General features: G+C 43.8%; 12 protein-coding genes and 1 tRNA gene. 6 read left to right on the top strand and 7 right to left on the bottom strand.

Annotation, left to right across the window (positions count from 1 at the left end; all coding sequences use genetic code 11):
* Positions 1 to 57 precede the first annotated feature (57 nt).
* Positions 58 to 1,296 carry a 3-phosphoshikimate 1-carboxyvinyltransferase gene (aroA, locus tag KO473_RS12550; protein WP_122130288.1) on the bottom strand — a complete coding sequence of 413 codons (1,239 nt, stop codon included), beginning with the start codon at positions 1,294 to 1,296 and terminating at the stop codon, positions 58 to 60.
* A 284-nt stretch (positions 1,297 to 1,580) separates the two neighbouring features.
* On the opposite strand from aroA, the gene KO473_RS12545 reads away from it, so the two are divergent.
* The 3 genes from KO473_RS12545 (at position 1,581) to KO473_RS12535 (ending at position 5,876) form a co-directional block, all read left to right on the top strand.
* Positions 1,581 to 2,456 (top strand): AraC family transcriptional regulator, encoded by an 876-nt coding sequence (locus tag KO473_RS12545; RefSeq protein WP_005810504.1) that lies wholly within the window; start codon positions 1,581 to 1,583, stop codon positions 2,454 to 2,456.
* Positions 2,457 to 2,467: 11 nt separating this feature from the next.
* Positions 2,468 to 3,637, top strand: coding sequence for a HAMP domain-containing sensor histidine kinase (locus tag KO473_RS12540; protein ID WP_005810502.1), 1,170 nt, complete (start codon positions 2,468 to 2,470; stop codon positions 3,635 to 3,637).
* Positions 3,638 to 3,914: 277 nt separating this feature from the next.
* Positions 3,915 to 5,876 carry a family 20 glycosylhydrolase gene (locus KO473_RS12535; RefSeq protein ID WP_122130287.1) on the top strand — a complete coding sequence of 654 codons (1,962 nt, stop codon included), beginning with the start codon at positions 3,915 to 3,917 and terminating at the stop codon, positions 5,874 to 5,876.
* A gap of 521 nt (positions 5,877 to 6,397) precedes the next feature.
* On the opposite strand, the gene KO473_RS12530 is transcribed toward KO473_RS12535, so the two are convergent.
* The 3 genes from KO473_RS12530 to aroB form a co-directional block, all read right to left on the bottom strand.
* Positions 6,398 to 7,486, bottom strand: coding sequence for an acyltransferase (locus tag KO473_RS12530; protein WP_005818312.1), 1,089 nt, complete (start codon positions 7,484 to 7,486; stop codon positions 6,398 to 6,400).
* A gap of 305 nt (positions 7,487 to 7,791) precedes the next feature.
* Positions 7,792 to 7,865, bottom strand: a tRNA-Pro gene (locus KO473_RS12525).
* Positions 7,866 to 8,310: 445 nt separating this feature from the next.
* The gene (gene aroB, locus KO473_RS12520; RefSeq protein ID WP_122130286.1) at positions 8,311 to 9,372 is read right to left on the bottom strand and encodes a 3-dehydroquinate synthase; all 1,062 of its coding nucleotides are present in this window, start codon (positions 9,370 to 9,372) and stop codon (positions 8,311 to 8,313) included.
* Between the two features lie 136 nt (positions 9,373 to 9,508).
* On the opposite strand from aroB, the gene KO473_RS12515 reads away from it, so the two are divergent.
* The 3 genes from KO473_RS12515 (at position 9,509) to cls (ending at position 14,494) form a co-directional block, all read left to right on the top strand.
* Positions 9,509 to 9,913, top strand: a complete 405-nt coding sequence (locus tag KO473_RS12515) for a hypothetical protein (protein ID WP_005810481.1) — start codon at positions 9,509 to 9,511, stop codon at positions 9,911 to 9,913.
* A 72-nt stretch (positions 9,914 to 9,985) separates the two neighbouring features.
* Positions 9,986 to 12,898 (top strand): TonB-dependent receptor, encoded by a 2,913-nt coding sequence (locus KO473_RS12510; RefSeq protein WP_122130285.1) that lies wholly within the window; start codon positions 9,986 to 9,988, stop codon positions 12,896 to 12,898.
* A 156-nt stretch (positions 12,899 to 13,054) separates the two neighbouring features.
* Positions 13,055 to 14,494 (top strand): cardiolipin synthase, encoded by a 1,440-nt coding sequence (gene cls / locus KO473_RS12505; protein ID WP_005810475.1) that lies wholly within the window; start codon positions 13,055 to 13,057, stop codon positions 14,492 to 14,494.
* A gap of 17 nt (positions 14,495 to 14,511) precedes the next feature.
* On the opposite strand, the gene KO473_RS12500 is transcribed toward cls, so the two are convergent.
* From KO473_RS12500 to KO473_RS12490, 3 genes are read right to left on the bottom strand one after another with little or no spacing between them, the layout of a single operon-like run.
* Positions 14,512 to 15,045 (bottom strand): RsmD family RNA methyltransferase, encoded by a 534-nt coding sequence (locus KO473_RS12500; RefSeq protein WP_032537232.1) that lies wholly within the window; start codon positions 15,043 to 15,045, stop codon positions 14,512 to 14,514.
* The gene (locus KO473_RS12495; protein ID WP_005810471.1) at positions 15,036 to 15,830 is read right to left on the bottom strand and encodes a DUF3822 family protein; all 795 of its coding nucleotides are present in this window, start codon (positions 15,828 to 15,830) and stop codon (positions 15,036 to 15,038) included. Before KO473_RS12495 ends, KO473_RS12500 begins: the two co-directional genes overlap by 10 nt.
* A 7-nt stretch (positions 15,831 to 15,837) precedes the next feature.
* Positions 15,838 to 16,521 (bottom strand): hypothetical protein, encoded by a 684-nt coding sequence (locus KO473_RS12490; RefSeq protein ID WP_005810469.1) that lies wholly within the window; start codon positions 16,519 to 16,521, stop codon positions 15,838 to 15,840.
* Between the last annotated feature and the right edge of the window lie 34 nt (positions 16,522 to 16,555).

Raw genomic sequence — 16,555 nt, 5'->3', positions numbered from 1 at the left:
TTTACCGGAATCGGTCTTGGGAGGTGCTCTGTGATGGGGCTGGAGATGTTTCCGTATTCAGCTTTCTGTGACATGCGCCTCAATCATAAAACCGGCTTTGCGTAAATCGTCCCAATATCCGGGATATGACTTGGATACGACCTGCGGCTCATCGATCTGTATTGTCGGATAATGAATCGCTGCCGGGGCAAAAGCCATGGCCATGCGGTGATCTTCATACGTCTTTATAACGGGACATGCCTGCGGCTCTATGCGTTCGCCGTTCCAATACAGAATGCTGTTATCCTCGTCGTGTAACACATACCCCAGTTTCTTCATTTCCGCTTTGAGGGCCTCGATGCGGTCTGTCTCTTTGATTTTGAGGCTTTGTAGCCCGGTGAACCGGAAAGGGACATCGAGTAACGCACAAGTCACGACAAACGTCTGTGCCAAATCCGGAATGTCGACGAAATCTTCGTCCAGCCGTTTGACATAACTGCCGTTTTTTCTCAGCCGTATGCCTTCTTCCGTATATTCGGTTTCTATTCCCAGCCGGGCAAATACCTCCGCTCCCCGGCTGTCGCCCTGATAGCTGTGGCGGAACAGTCCGGTCAGTTCAATATCCGCTTCGGAAGATAAGGCAGCCATCTGATACCAGTAAGAGGCTGCGCTCCAGTCGCTCTCTACGGTAAACGGGACGCAGCGGTAAGGTTCCGGCTCGACCGAGATGCTCTGGTCCGACGTCCACCGGGCCGATGCACCGAAGTCCTTCATTAGTTGCAGGGTCAGGTTGATATACGGACGCGAGACGACCTCACCCGTCAGCCGGAGCTGCAAACCGTTTTTCAGGATCGGCCCGATCATCAGCAAGGCCGAAATGTATTGTGAACTCACGTTGCCCTTCAGTGTAATTTCGTTGCCGGCCAGCGGTGCCCCTTCAATCCGCAGGGGCGGGAAACCCTCGTTGCGGGTATATTCGATATTGGCTCCCAGTTCCCGTAAGGCGTTCACCAATATCTGTATGGGACGCTGCTGCATCCGTTCCGTCCCGGTGATGATGTGAGTGCCCGGCGTACTGCTCAGATAGGCTGTCAGGAAGCGCATGGCCGTTCCGGCGGCAAGGATGTCGATTACTTCCCCGCCCTCTGTCAGAGCCTTGACCATGACCTTCGTGTCGTCACAGTCGGACAAGTTCGAAAGCACGTCATTGCCCTTCGACAGTGCATGGATGATAAGCGCACGGTTGCTGATACTTTTTGACGCCGGAAGCTGGATGGTGGCCTTTATGTGCGAAGGCGCTGAGAGTAGATAACGCATGATCTTTGTTGCTATAGTTATATTTGGTTGCAAAAATAGGAAATCTATTCTTTTCCGTCCCTATCCCTTTCTTAAAATATTAAAGATATGAACGGAATCCAATATACATTAACAGGGCGAACAAACAGATGCGGAATAGGTTGTTTATAGGCTTATAGACATTTTGTTTATAAAAAAATGTCAAGAAGAGCCCCCATATTTCCGTATTATGATACCAAAAGTCTTGTGCGGTAACGGGGTTAGCATAGTTATTTTACTTTTGTATCAACAATGAAAGAATTCTGATGCCAAACAGGGATAGTGAGAAATTGATAACAGATAGTTATGCCACGACTTTATTGGGGGATGAACTTATGGTTTGTGAGAATATGAAGCACATTCGTGTGACTTCTGCTCCTTCCTACACTGAAGCCGGAATGATTATTTTATGTTTGAGAGGGACCGCCAAGGTTTGTATCTTTGACAATATCCACATTCTTACGAAGAACGAGCTGGCAGTTATTCTGCCCGGGCAATTGGTTTCGATAACCGAGTTGAGCAGTGACTTTCTTTGTGATATAGTCGTGCTCTCCCGTGCGCTCTTTGATGATACGTTGAGTGGGTTCAGTCGCTTTTCTCCTCTTTTCTATGTTTATATGAGGAGCCATTACTGGTACGAACTGACCGGAGAAGAGGCCGGACGGTTCAAGCGTTTTTATGAATCGCTTTCAGAACGGGCCAAAGATCCTACCCACTTTTTCAGGAGAGAGTCCGTGCTTCTATTATTAAGGATTTTTTATCTGGATATCTACAATGATTATTATGGCAAATCTCATCTGGCAAAGGGAGAGTCGGACTTGGGTAAGAGCAAGTTGGCGCATGATTTTTTTTGTTTGATAATGCAGCATTACAGAGAACATAAAGATGTCGCCTTTTATGCCGACAAATTGTGTATCACCTCCAAATATCTGTCGATGGTGATAAAAGAAGCAAGCGGAAAGACGGCGAAAGACTGGATTGTAGAGTATACCATTTTAGAGATCAAAGCCATGTTGAAGAACTCTACCATGAATATACAGGAGATATCCATCAAGACAAATTTTGCGAATCAGTCGTCATTGGGACGTTTTTTCAGGAAGCATACCGGGATGACACTCACAGAATATCGTATGTATCAATAAATAACGCATAAATGAAACAAAAAGAACAAACCGAACTGTTGCGGACTCAGCAGATGCTGAATGAAGTGAACCGCAAGCTGCTGATGACACTTGGGGTTGCAGAGGTTTTCCCATGGAAATGGGAACTGGCGGAACGTATGGTCTGGTTTGATGCCCGTCCGTCGGACGATCCCGAAGGGTGGGAGATTATTCATAATGACTTGTTCCCGGTTTCTATTACGCGTGTTTACGAGGGCATATACAAGGAAGATCGCTTCCGTGTGGTCAGGGCCTGTCGCGAATTGCTGAATGGCAAAGTCAAGAAAGTAGTTATCGAACTTCGTTTTTGGGCCAAAAAGAAAGAAGGACTGGTGTTGGAGTGGTTGGAGATGCATGCCATCCCCGGTAAGTACGACGGGAATGGCAAGTTGCTGACGGTAGAAGGTTCGCTGATGTCGATTTCCAAACGGAAGGCCTTGGAAGAAGAACTGACAGCCGCCAAGGAAAGGGCGGAAGAAGCAAACCGGCTGAAGTCGGCATTGATTGCCAACATGAACCACGAGATACGTACCCCCTTGAATGCGATTGTCGGTTTTGCATCCCTTCTTTCCATTGTGGACGATGAGAAGGAGCAGCAGGAATATATCGGCTTGATACAAAGCAATACGGAACATCTTTTGCGGCTGATGAACGATGTGATCGACCTCTCTAACATTGAGTCGGGTGTGATGGATATGGCCGGTTCGGATGTTCTCCTTGACCCGTTAATGGAGGAGATTGAACAGATATACAGGCCCAAGGCGGAATCACGTAGCCTCGTCCTGGCTTGGGACGGAGAGCAACTTGGGGCGCATATTTACACAGACCGGGGCCGGTTGATACAGATATTGGAGCATTTGCTGTGTAACGCCATAAAGTTCACGTTGAAAGGAACGGTCCGTTTAGGTTATCGGAAGAAAGAGGAAGGCCGGATCTGGTTTTACGTGACGGATACCGGATGTGGTATTCCCGAAGAGAAAAAGGAACTTATATTTGAACGTTTTGTGAAACTTGACGACTTTGTGCAGGGGCTGGGACTCGGATTGCCCCTTTGCAAAATCATTGTCGACCGATTGCATGGAACAATTGGGGTGGACTCAAAGGTCGGAGAAGGATCGACTTTCTGGTTTACTCTCCCCGATTTGTCCGGTAAACTTATTTAAGATCTACGGATGAGAGGCCGTGAGGTTCCCTGAAAAGGACTTCTGTAGCAAGTTGGTGTTTGCCATCAGCTTGATGTTTGTTTTGTTTGTGATGAGGTCACCGTTTCAGCGGAAACAAAGACCCCGCGTTGGCACTTCAGCGGATATGTAATTTTGTCTGCCGGGGTGCCAACTTTCTTTTATTTTGAACAGAATGTTGTACAATCGATAGATTTACATTACTTTTGGTTCCGCAATCGGATGTCCGGTTGAATTAACCCTTTTATAACGACACGATATGAAACTTGTTAACCGATTCTTTATGATTCTTGTGGCACTATGCCTGGTTTGTCCCGGCATCAGTGCAGTTGTTAATCCCAAACCTTTTGTGATTCCCGAACTGAAAGAGTGGAAAGGTGCCGAAGGAGCGTTTGTGCCTACCGAAGCTACAAAGATTGTCTGTCCCGCCAATCAGCCGGAACTGTTGCGCATAGCCCGTATGCTGGCCGATGATTGTGAAACAATGTTCGGCTATAAACCCGAAGTGGTACAGGGCAAAGGCGGAGCCGGCGACGTGATCCTTGCCATCCGCGCAGATAAAAAGTTGGGTAAAGAAGGTTATACGGTAAAAGTAACCGACCGTATCTTGCTGACTGCTCCCGAAAGTATAGGCGTATATTGGGGAACCCGTACTTTGCTCCAGATCGCGGAACAAAGTGAAAACCACCAGTTCCCGAAAGGAACTTTGCGCGATTTTCCCGACTATGCCGTGCGTGGCTTCATGATAGACTGCGGACGTAAGTTTATTCCTCTTGCTTTCCTTCAGGACTATGTGAAGATCATGGCTTATTACAAGATGAATACTTTGCAGATTCACCTGAATGATAATGGCTTTAAACAGTACTTTGAACATGATTGGTCGAAGACTTATGCTGCGTTCCGTCTGGAGTCGGATACGTATCCCGGACTGACTGCCGAAGACGGATATTACACTAAACGTGAATTTATCGACTTGCAAAAGCTGGCCGAGAATCTTTATGTAGAGATCATTCCCGAGATCGATGCTCCGGCACATACTCTTGCCTTTACACATTATAAACCGGAGATCGGCAGCAAAGAATATGGCATGGATCACCTCGACTTGTTCAATCCTGAAACTTATAAGTTTATGGATGGTCTCTTTAAGGAGTATCTGGAAGGAGACGAACCGGTATTCCGTGGAAAGAAAGTGCATATCGGTACTGACGAATATTCTAATAAAAAGAAAGATGTGGTAGAGAAGTTCCGTGCTTTCACCGACCACTATATCCGTTATGTAGAGAGTTTTGGCAAACAGGCTTGCGTATGGGGAGCGCTGACACATGCCAAAGGTGATACACCGGTGAAATCGGAGAATGTGATCATGAGTGCCTGGTACAATGGCTATGCCAATCCGAAAGATATGATCGAACAGGGATATAAGTTGATCAGTATTCCTGATGGACTGGTATACATCGTTCCGGCTGCCGGATACTATTATGACTACCTGAACACGAAGTATCTGTATGAGAACTGGACCCCTGTACACATCGGCAAAGCAGTTTTCCCGGAGAAAGATCCTTCTGTCCTGGGTGGTATGTTTGCCGTATGGAACGACCATGTAGGCAACGGTATCTCGACAAAAGATATTCACCACCGCGTTTATCCGGCTTTGCAGACTTTGGCTGTGAAGATGTGGACAGGAAAAGATACGTCTGTTCCTTATGCCGACTTCGACAGACAACGTAATGCCATCAGTGAGGCTCCGGGTGTGAACCAACTCGGGCGTATCGGTACAGCACCGGGGTTGGTATACGAGCAGGTCTCTGTTGCCCCGGGCAGCAAGACACCCCATCGCGAAATCGGATACGACTATCTGGTGACATTCGATATTGACGGAGTCGACGAAGCAAAGGGTACAGAACTGTTCCGTTCGCCCGATGCCGTATTCTATCTCTCCGATCCGATCCGTGGTATGTTAGGTTTTGCCCGCGACGGTTATTTGAATACATTTAGTCACCGTATTCACAAAGGTGAGAAAGCAACCATCGGTATCAGTGGTGACAATAAGTCGACCCGTTTACTTATCAACGGTCAGGTGGTAGAGGAAATGAATACTCAGAAACTTTACTATAATGCCGGAAAGGATTCTATGAATTATGTCCGTACTTTGGTTTTCCCATTAGAGAAAGCCGGGAAGTTTGATAGTAAGATAACAAATTTGAAAGTTTATAAGAAATAAGACAGTAACCTGAATAAAGAGAGGGAGTTTAGCTGCGTGCTTGGCTCCCTTTCTTGGTTTTCGGAGAGGCTGTATGAAGAAAATAATCTCTTCCGTTCCCACCTGAATCTTGCTTTTGGTAACTTTGTCCCTCGGATGGAGCATAAAGTTCCACGAGACGAATGAAACAGAAATACAGAAAGCACCGTTTTGAGCCCTTTCAGGGTATACTAACCCAACTTCCGCTCTTCCGCCAGCCACGAATATAAACGTTATCAGAACATGTTGGAACGGGATGCTATTACTCGTCAGCAATATGAGGCGATGAAAACGGAATCTGAAGTATCTATACTTTTTATCTTTATATATTCAGAGTTGAGCCCCTGTCAGGTGTATTCCGGACAGGGGCTCACTGTTATTTGTTTTTAGAATAAAAAAATGATCTGATTCAGAGAATTGTATATCTCTGATTATTAGTTATCTGATTTGTACCCTATGGTATTTGCAACATTCAATTTTGTAACAGTTCCCATAGCGGATATTTATCCTATTATCCATTTACTGCCTGGGATGAATGAGATAATCTTTGCAGTTACGAAGCAGCAGATGAATGTACTAACAGCGATACATGGTATGGCAACGACAGCAGGAAATGCCAGTGTATGTTTGAAGACTGTAGCCCATAATCCGAGCCAGAATATGTGCATCAGATACATACCATAGCTGAGCTTTGACATTTCTGTTATGATTCGTGGAGCTTTTGAGTTATTGATGCATGTAAACATGAGGAACGTACCCGCAGTGAGCAGTACACAGTTGATTGTACAGAAGGCCCATCCTATTTCTATTACGGGTGTAGAAAGAATTTCACCAGGTATAGCCTGGCTATAGAATGAATAGATGGTTAATACAGCTCCTATAACCATTGAAATGGTTCCTATGATGAAACGTTTCGAACGACTCCACGTAAGGTGAGTATGTATATAATGTGCCAACACGAGGTAACCTAAATAGCCTGAGAAGTACCATAGCATGTGATATTCGTTCCAGAAACATTGTCCCCATACTTCACCGCACCAACGGTTGAGATAGGGTATGCATGTTGATAACAGAAACAATCCGATGAAGAAACGTTCTTCTTTTGCCGTGGCTTTTTTCAGCCATGGCGATATTATGGGTATGAATAAGTAAAGGCTGATCAGAGGGTACATGAACCACAGGTGTCCGGCCAGTGTCGGGAAGTTCAGGAATATCCGTGACAGATCTTTTAAGGAGGTTTCTTCATTTAGCTGCCCCCATAACATTGGCAGGGTACTGTATAGTATCATGAAGATGAAAAATGGTGGTACGATGCGGATGAAGCGTTGGCGGTAGAATTGCCATGTGGTCTGTCCTTCTTTCATCGGCGCAAGAAGAAAGGCTGAGACAATCATGAACAGCGGCACGGCCATGCGTGAAAAGCCATCGTAGACAGCTACCCATAGCCGGTCTGCTTCACTGGGTAGATAAGACTGTGGTCCGGCCATATCTGTGGATCCGGCGGCACCGTAGAAATTTTCACTGGCGTGTACGATCATAACGAGGAAGCACGCGAATACGCGTACATAATCTAAAAAAACAATGCGTTTCATTTTTGTTTGAGTTTTCTTGTTAATAAGACGATTTTTATTTTGTGTTTTTATGCGAAGTATCCATTTATAGTGGACATACCCCGTTTATTTTCCGGATGCTGTTTTATTTGGGGCAAAGATAGAAAAAAACTTGAGATACTGAGTAACATGTGGAAATAATCAGGGGAATTGCATTGAATATTCAACGTTCTGCTTTTTCTCTATTTGCAGTGTAGGTGTTGTAACAGTGAAAATGGGAATCAAACTATCAGATAAAAAGAAAAGGAGTTAAGTTTGATTCTTAACTCCTTATTTCATTCAATTCGTCGGGATGACAAGATTCGAACTTGCGACCACACGCCCCCCAGACGCGTACTCTACCGGGCTGAGCTACATCCCGAATTGCGAGTGCAAAAGTAGAATTTTATTTTTAATAAGCAAAATATTCGGATGATTTATTTCTCCTTTATAGCATTTTTCATGCTCAGAGAGTAGAGTCTTTGGGTGAAACGATCCATTAACATTGTTAATCTGAATATGAGATAATAAAACTCTTCTTTGCAAAAGATTTGTTTCTTGACGTTAGAGAACAAGTCTTTTATTCCCCAAACCTTTGTTTTAACACAATGTTAAGACAAAGGTTTGGGGAACAGATCACTATCCATTTAAATGGTTGGTTAATAATGCATTATGCTAATATGTCCTGATACCCCTTGGGATTGTAAAGGCGGGTGGTCATTCGTATTAGTTGTGATTTTCGCAACCTGCCGATTCGTCTTATGCTTCTTATGTGGTACTTCATTTATTCATGATCGGAAGTGGATACCTCTGTCACGATGCCTGCTTTACATACCCATGCATTCCCGGTAGAAGTCGAACATTTCGAAAATAGTATCTTTGTCCGTTGTCTGGTTGATACTGATATCGCCGATTTCTTTCAGAAGCGTGAAGTTTATGACACCTGCATTGTTTTTCTTATCATGCTGCATGAATCCGTATAGGCGTTCGTACTGTTTGCAGTCGAACGTGAAAGCGCCATAATTATCTTTTATGAATTGGATGGTCTGACGCATCTTGTCTTTCGGAAAACCGGTTTTTAAATGTGACAGATAGAGTTCGCAAACAATTCCCCAGGCTACGGCGTACCCGTGGAGGACCGGACGGTTCTCGGCAAGAGCCAGGCTTTCAAAAGCATGTCCTACGGTATGTCCCAAATTCAACGCTTTGCGGATACCGTGTTCAAACGGGTCTTGCTCTACTATGTCTTCTTTTACTTGTACGGAACGTCCCACCAACTCTTTCAGGTATCCATAGTCCATCTTTTCCGTATCGAATGCGAGTAGTTCCGCCCAGTGAGCAGTGTTACTGATCAGTCCGTGTTTCAGCATTTCGGCATAGCCGGAAAAGAAATTGTGTGCATCGAGTGTACGGAGGAACTCTGTTTCGATTAATACACTGGATGCCGGTGCAAAGGCACCTATCTCGTTTTTCAACCCGTTAAAATTGATTCCGGTCTTTCCGCCTACAGAAGCGTCTACCATCGCCAGCAGGGTAGTGGGAATATTGATGTAAGCGATGCCGCGTTTGAATGTGGCAGCGGCAAATCCGCCTAAGTCAGTCACCATTCCACCTCCGAGATTGATAAGGAGTGAGTGGCGGGTAGCACCTTTTTCACTTAACACTTGCCAAACGGAGGCCAGTGTTTCAAGTGTTTTATGAACGTCTCCGGCTCCGATAATGATTTCAACCGCATCCTTCAGGAACGGCAGATTCATCAGTTGTGACAGACAGAGACGGTGAGTATGATCGTCGGTGAGAATGAACAGGCGGTCGTGTGGGCAGTTTTCGACGGCACGTCCTATACTGCTTTCCAGATTCTCGCAAAGAATGACTTCTTGTTTACTCATAATGGTTCGATGTTTTTTTATATACTGCAAAGATAGGGGTTCGGAGATAAATAGTGAAACTTAGCACTTAAAAATGTAAAACATAGAGTTTCGTTTATGAGAAAAAGCTATCTTTGTGACATTAATTTTAGATAAAATGAAAGCATTATTACCTGTATTCTGCCGTCCGTTAGGATATGTGATTCTTTTTGTATCGTTATTCATTCCGTTCCTGTTAGTGATGCAAGGAATGGTGACAGACAGTAACCTGTTATTCTATAAGGAATGCACCAAGCTGCTGATGATGTTGGGAGCAGTGATGATTCTCTTTGCTTTATCGCGTAATGAAGGGCGTGAAACGGAGATTATACGGAACAAGGCGACTCGTAACGCCATCTTTTTGACAGTACTTTTTTTATTTGGGGGGATGCTTTATCGGGTGGCAACGGGAGATATCATGACAGTTGATACTTCTTCCTTTCTTATTTTCCTCATTATCAATGTGCTCTGTCTTGAGTTTGGTATGAAAAAGGCACAAGTCGATAAAATCTTTAAAAGATAATCGTGTTTAAATTAAACCTTTTGCCTTAAAGGTTGTCAAACAAACGATTGTTATTATTCAACCTACAGGCAAATGAAGAAACTATTGATCTGGATGGTGTTGCTGCTGACAGTTACCCTATCCACTTATGCGCAAAACAAAATTGTAACCGTATCGGGACGTGTAATAGAGGCCGGTACGAAAGAACCGGTCGAACTCGCTGCCGTGCAGTTATTATCTCTCCCCGACAGTGCTCAGGTAGCGGGTATGACCACTTCAGCACAAGGCTACTTCTCTTTATCCAAGCAGAAACCGGGAAAATATCTGCTTAAAGTATCTTTTATCGGATACATCACAAAAGTTATCCCCGTTCAGTTGACGGCTAATGTTCCTGCCAAAAAGATGGGAAATATCGAATTGGCAACCGATGCTGTTATGCTTAAAGAAGCAGTTGTGGTGGCCGAAGCTCCGCAGGTGACGGTAGTAGAAGATACGTTGATGTATAATTCCAGTGCTTATCGTACGCCTGAGGGTGCTATGTTGGAGGAGTTGGTTAAGAAGCTTCCGGGTGCTGAAATAGATGATGATGGTAATGTCAAAATCAATGGGAAAGAACTGAAAAAAATTATGGTCGACGGTAAGGAATTCTTTGGTGGAGACGTAAAAACCGGTTTAAAGAATCTTCCTGTAGACATGGTCGATAAGCTGAAAACTTATGATAAAAAATCAGATTTGGCACGTGTGACGGGTATTGACGATGGCGAAGAGGAAACGGTGCTTGACCTGACCGTGAAGAAAGGAATGAATCAGGGATGGTTTGGCAATGCAGATCTGGGAGCCGGTACTAAGGACCGTTATACCGGACGAATGATGCTGAACCGCTTTATTGATAATACTCAGTTTTCGATTATTGGTTCGGCAAACAATGTAAACGACCAGGGTTTTTCCGGTGGAGGTGGAGGGCCGCGCTGGCGGAGCAACAATGGCTTGAATGCCACTAAAATGTTAGGAGCTACCTTTGCTACTCAGACCAACAAGATTGAACTGGGAGGTAGTGTACGTTATAATTTCCAGGATGGAGATATTTCGAGTATCAACTCTTCCGAACGCTTCCTTCAGAATGGCAATTCATATTCTAATTCGAATAATAAGAACCGGAATAAGGGGACAAACGTGAATGCCGACTTCCGTATGGAGTGGAAACCGGATACGCTGACAAATATTATTTTTCGCCCGAATTTTTCTTATGGAAGAACCAACAATGCTTCTCTTTCGGAGTCGGGAACCTTTAATGAAGATCCTTTCAATCTGGTGGCAAATCCGAATGATTATCTGAATTTTGACAATCTTTCCGATGATCCGCTGAAAGATATCCGTGTAAATGCTACCAACAGTGCTTCGCTGTCCAAGGGGAATAGTCTGTCGGGAAATGCCACTTTGCAGGTTAACCGGAAATTGAATAATAAAGGACGTAACCTGACTTTCCGTGGGGTTTTCGGTTATGGTGATAATGATAACGACCAATATACGCAATCCGAAACACGTTATTACCAATTGTTGAATCATTTGGGGGGTGACTCCATCTTGTATCGTAATCAGTATATTACAACTCCTACACACAATTATAACTATACGGCACAAGTGACTTATAGCGAACCGATTGCAAAGGCTACTTTCTTACAATTCAGCTACCAGTTCCAGTATAAATACAGTAAAAGTGACAAGACCACATTCGATTTACTGGATTATCCCGATTGGACTATCGGGGGGACCCTTCCTTCCGGATACGAAGCTCATGCAGTGGACAGCTTGAGTAAGAATGCCGAATATCGTTACTATAACCATGATGCTTCAGTGGGTTTACGCTTCATTCGTCAGAAGTATCAGTTGAATGTAGGTATGTCTTTCCAGCCGCAGAATTCCACTTTGTCCTATAAAAAGGGAGACTATATGATCGATACGACACGTACTGTGTTTAACTTTGCACCGAATATGGATTTACGCTTCCGTTTCTCAAAGGTGAGTCAGTTGCGCTTTACCTACCGGGGACGTAGCAGTCAACCTACTATGGAGAATCTGTTACCTATAACCGACAACTCAAACCCATTGAATATCCGTATGGGTAATCCCGGGTTGAAACCTTCTTTTGCACATACGATGCGTTTATTCTACAATACATACAATGCAGAGAAACAGCGTGGAATTATGACCCATTTCAGCTTTACTGCTACACAGAACAGTATCAGCAATAGTACTCGTTATAATGAAGAAACCGGTGGTTTGATTACGCGTCCGGAAAATATTAACGGTAACTGGAATGCTTTTGGTTTGTTCGGTTTCAATACAGCTTTGAGGAATAAGAAGTATACGATTAATACTTTTACCAACATCAATTATCAGAATAATGTAGCGTTCCTCTACAATCAGGATACGAAAAACAATGATAGAAATACAAGTACCGGTTTGATGTTGGGCGAGAGGGTTACAGGCTCTTATCGTAATGACTGGTTCGAGTTTTCGTTGAATGGTTCAATCAATTATACAGCAGAACGTAATAAACTCCGTCCGGAGAATAATCAGGAACCTTATACATATTCTTATGGGGCAAGTACCAATATAACGATGCCCTGGAAGATGACCTTGGCTACTAACATCACTAATCAAAGCCGTCGTGGTTATCGTGATTCGAGTATGAATCGTAATGAACTGATCTGGAATGCACAACTTGCGCAGTCGTTGCTGAAAGGTGCAGGTACTATCAGTTTTGAAGTATATGATATCCTTAGGCAGCAGAGCAACATCAGCCGTTCGTTGACAGCCGATATGCGTTCGGTATCCGAATATAATGGTATCAATAGTTACTGTATGATACACTTCATTTATCGGCTGAATATCTTTGGTAGTAAAGCGGCCCGTGAAAAGATGATGAATAGCGGCGGACGTAGAGGATTTGGCGGACCCGGCAGAGGTCCCGGCGGTTTTGGAGGCGGACGTCCTCATTTTTAATAAAAGACTGACCTGATAACTCCCTCCGGATAGATTGCAAAATCTCTTTAATTTTGCATCTGTTCGGAGGGATTGTCGTTTTGAATCGGGACAGTTGTTGTTCGTATCCGATATTTTCCATACATTTGTTGTTTGTATAATACGCGGAGGGTGAATATGATAGATTGGAACTACATAGCAAGCGTAATAGCTACCGTTGCCTTTGATATTATTTATTTCGGGGCTATTATCGGTACGATTGTCATCGTGATTCTCGACAATCGTAATCCGGTAAAGACAATGGCATGGATTCTGATCCTTATGTTCCTTCCGGTTGTAGGGTTGGTTTTCTATTTCTTTTTCGGGCGTAGCCAGCGGCGTGAGAAGATTATCGGTAAGAAAAGTTACAATCGATTGCTCAAAAAGCCGATGGCAGAGTATCTGGCACAGAACTGCTGTGAAACGCCGAAAGAATATGCCCGTCTGATACAACTGTTTCAGAACACGAACCAAGCCTTTCCGTTCGAAGGAAACCGGGTGGATATTTATACTGGCGGATATTCTAAACTTCAGGCTTTATTGCGAGAGCTGCAAAAGGCCAGATTCCATATTCATATGGAATATTATATCTTTGAAGATGATCCGGTGGGGCGTCTGGTGCGTGATGTATTGATAGAGAAGGCACGCGAGGGAGTTGAGGTACGTGTGATTTATGATGATGTAGGGTGCTGGCACGTTCCTCATAGATTCTTTGAAGAGATGCGTGATGCCGGAATTGAGGTGCGGAGTTTTCTGAAAGTACGTTTTCCCCTATTTACGAGTAAGGTCAACTATCGTAATCACCGAAAGATTGTAGTGATAGACGGTCGTATCGGATTTGTAGGAGGAATGAATCTTGCCGAACGCTATATGCGCGGTTTCTCTTGGGGAATTTGGCGGGATACGCATATAATGCTTGAAGGAAAGGCTGTACATGGTCTGCAGACTGCCTTTTTGCTGGATTGGTATTTTGTGGATCGTACCTTGATTACGGCTTCACGTTATTTTCCTAAGATAGAGGCCTGTGGCAACTCTTTGGTACAGATTGTAACGAGTGAACCGATTGGCCCTTGGAAAGAAATCATGCAGGGATTGACGGTTGCCATATCCGGTGCCAAGAAATATTTCTATATGCAGACTCCTTACTTCCTGCCTACCGAACAGATACTGGTTGCTATGCAGACTGCGGCATTAGCCGGGGTAGATGTTCGGTTGATGTTGCCTGAACATGCAGACAACCGAGTGACGCACTTAGGTTCCTGTTCTTATCTGGCAGATGCTTTGCGGGCAGGAGTCAAGGTCTATTTTTATAAAAAGGGATTCCTGCATTCCAAATTGATGGTTTCAGATGATATGCTTTCAACCGTGGGGTCTACCAATCTCGATTTTCGCAGTTTCGAACACAATTTTGAAGTAAATGCCTTTATGTACGATATGGAGACTGCCCTACAGATGCGGGAGATCTTTTTACAGGATCAACGGGAAAGTACCCAGATCTTCTTGAAGAACTGGGAGAAGCGTTCCTGGAGGCAGAAAGCGATGGAGTCTGTAGTCCGTTTGCTCGCTCCTTTGCTGTAAAGTGTATCTTCTGCAGTTTATCTGAAAAAAGAGAAGTTTACACTACCGTATACTCTTCTTTCAATGAAATGGGGATTATCCTCAAAGTTATTCTTTTTGCCATGCTCCAGGACAAAAAGTCCGTTTTCTTTCAACATATTGTTTTCGAAAACCAGATCCGGGATTGTTCCCAGTTCTTTCAGTTCATAAGGAGGGTCGGCAAAAATAAAGTCGAATTGCTCATGACTGCCATTAATGAATTTGAATACATCTCCACGTATAGGCAGGCATTTATCCGTCTGCACTTCCTTCATTATTTTACTGATAAAAGCATGATGGGCACCATCTTTCTCTACACTGATGACACGGTCGCAACCACGCGACACCAGTTCAATGCTGATGCTGCCTGTACCGGCAAAGAGGTCAAGGGCAACAATGCCGTCTTCGAAGTCCATGTAGTTGGATAAAACGTTAAACAGATTTTCTTTGGCAAAATCTGTTGTGGGACGTGCTTTGAATGTTCTGGGCACATCAAATCTTCTTCTTTTATATATTCCGCTGATTACTCGCATGTTAATAAGGCTTGCATGTCAATATTGCTTGCAGGGTTCATTATGAATACTTGTTGAATGTATTTACGTAATTCCTGCGTTAGTTTCTCTTTATCGTCAAATACACCTGTCAGGTGAAGTTCGTCTCGCTCCTGGTCGAAATTCAGTTGTTTCCAAAGATAGAGGAGATAGTAGATTCGGTCATCTGTTTTGCGACATTCAAATGAATTGGCAAGAAGCAGATGTCCGCGTTCGTAACAGAAAAAGTCGATGGCATTGTGGCGGATAGAGGCATATATCTTTTTACTGTTGCCTAATCTGCTTTTTGTTGAAAAATATTCTGCTAATGGGGCTGCCTGTGAATAAAATCTTGCCTCAGGGTAGTGATCGGACAAGAATTGATAAGTGCTTTTGTCCATACCGAAGATGACTACGGCATTATTCTTTTTTAAAATATTGTATTTTATTGTTTCATTTTCTTTGGGAGTGTGGTTGTGGTAGAATACCATTTCGGACTGATCATCCTCAAACAGTTCAAGGGGGATTAGTGTGAAACGTTTGTCCGCCATCAGGATGTTTACCCGTTTGTAAGTATGATTCAGAAAGTTTAATTCACGAAAAGCCTTTTTGAGGTTGGCTGTAAGAGATAATGAAGGCTCGACCTCTTTCTCAAAGAAAGAGAGCGAACTATCGTGAATCGGATTGTAGATAGAAAAAGAAAATCCATCCGTACTAAGACGGATGGACAATGTATATTGTTCCGATTTACTAAAGTCAATCGTTTCTGCAATTGCTCTATCGGGCATATTCGGATTATTCCCAGTTACCTGCGCCGTTGTTCGGAGTGTCAATAGAACCTACCATCAAGCCTGGATATTTACCCAGTTTGGTTTGAACATCTTTCAAGTTTGCGATTTCTTGCTTGTCAAGTCCGTTCAAGTATACATCATACGGAGTATTAGCCTGGAACAGGAAGATAGGAGCTCCTGATTTAGTTGTATCGTTTCTGGTGTACATTTCAAACTGTGCACCGCCACCGAACGGAACGTATCTCAAAGAGTCTGCATTGAATGACTTATCGTAGATAGTATCTGTTACGGCAACCCATATTGTATCACGTTTGAAGCCCATCAAGCCGGCAGCTTCAACTTCTTTCCAGTTGTTAGTCTTTTTAGCCTTGTTGATCATAGCCATAGCTTTCTTTTCAGTCATACCGTCTTCCAGCTGCTTGTCGCTCAATACGCCTTCTTTAGATACGAAAGGAATCTTTTGTGTCTTAACGAAATCGATCAGTGTGTCAAAGCTTGCAGTGTACTGCTTGTAGATATTACGATATTCTGCCTGAGCTTTACGAATATCGATCAAGCGGGCAACAACTGCTTTGTCTCTGTGCTTTTTAGCATTTTCGAAGTTGATAGGACCCATGATGCTGGCATAGCAAATGTAAACCAAAGCAATTACGCATAGACCTAGTACGATATTAAATACTGTTTTCATGATAAATATGTTTTTTTTAGTTTATATTCGTAGC

The sequence above is a fragment of the Bacteroides sp. HF-4919 genome (assembly GCF_018860125.1).
Note: the sequence above shows the minus strand (reverse complement) of the source record. Positions and strands in the feature narration are given on the sequence as shown.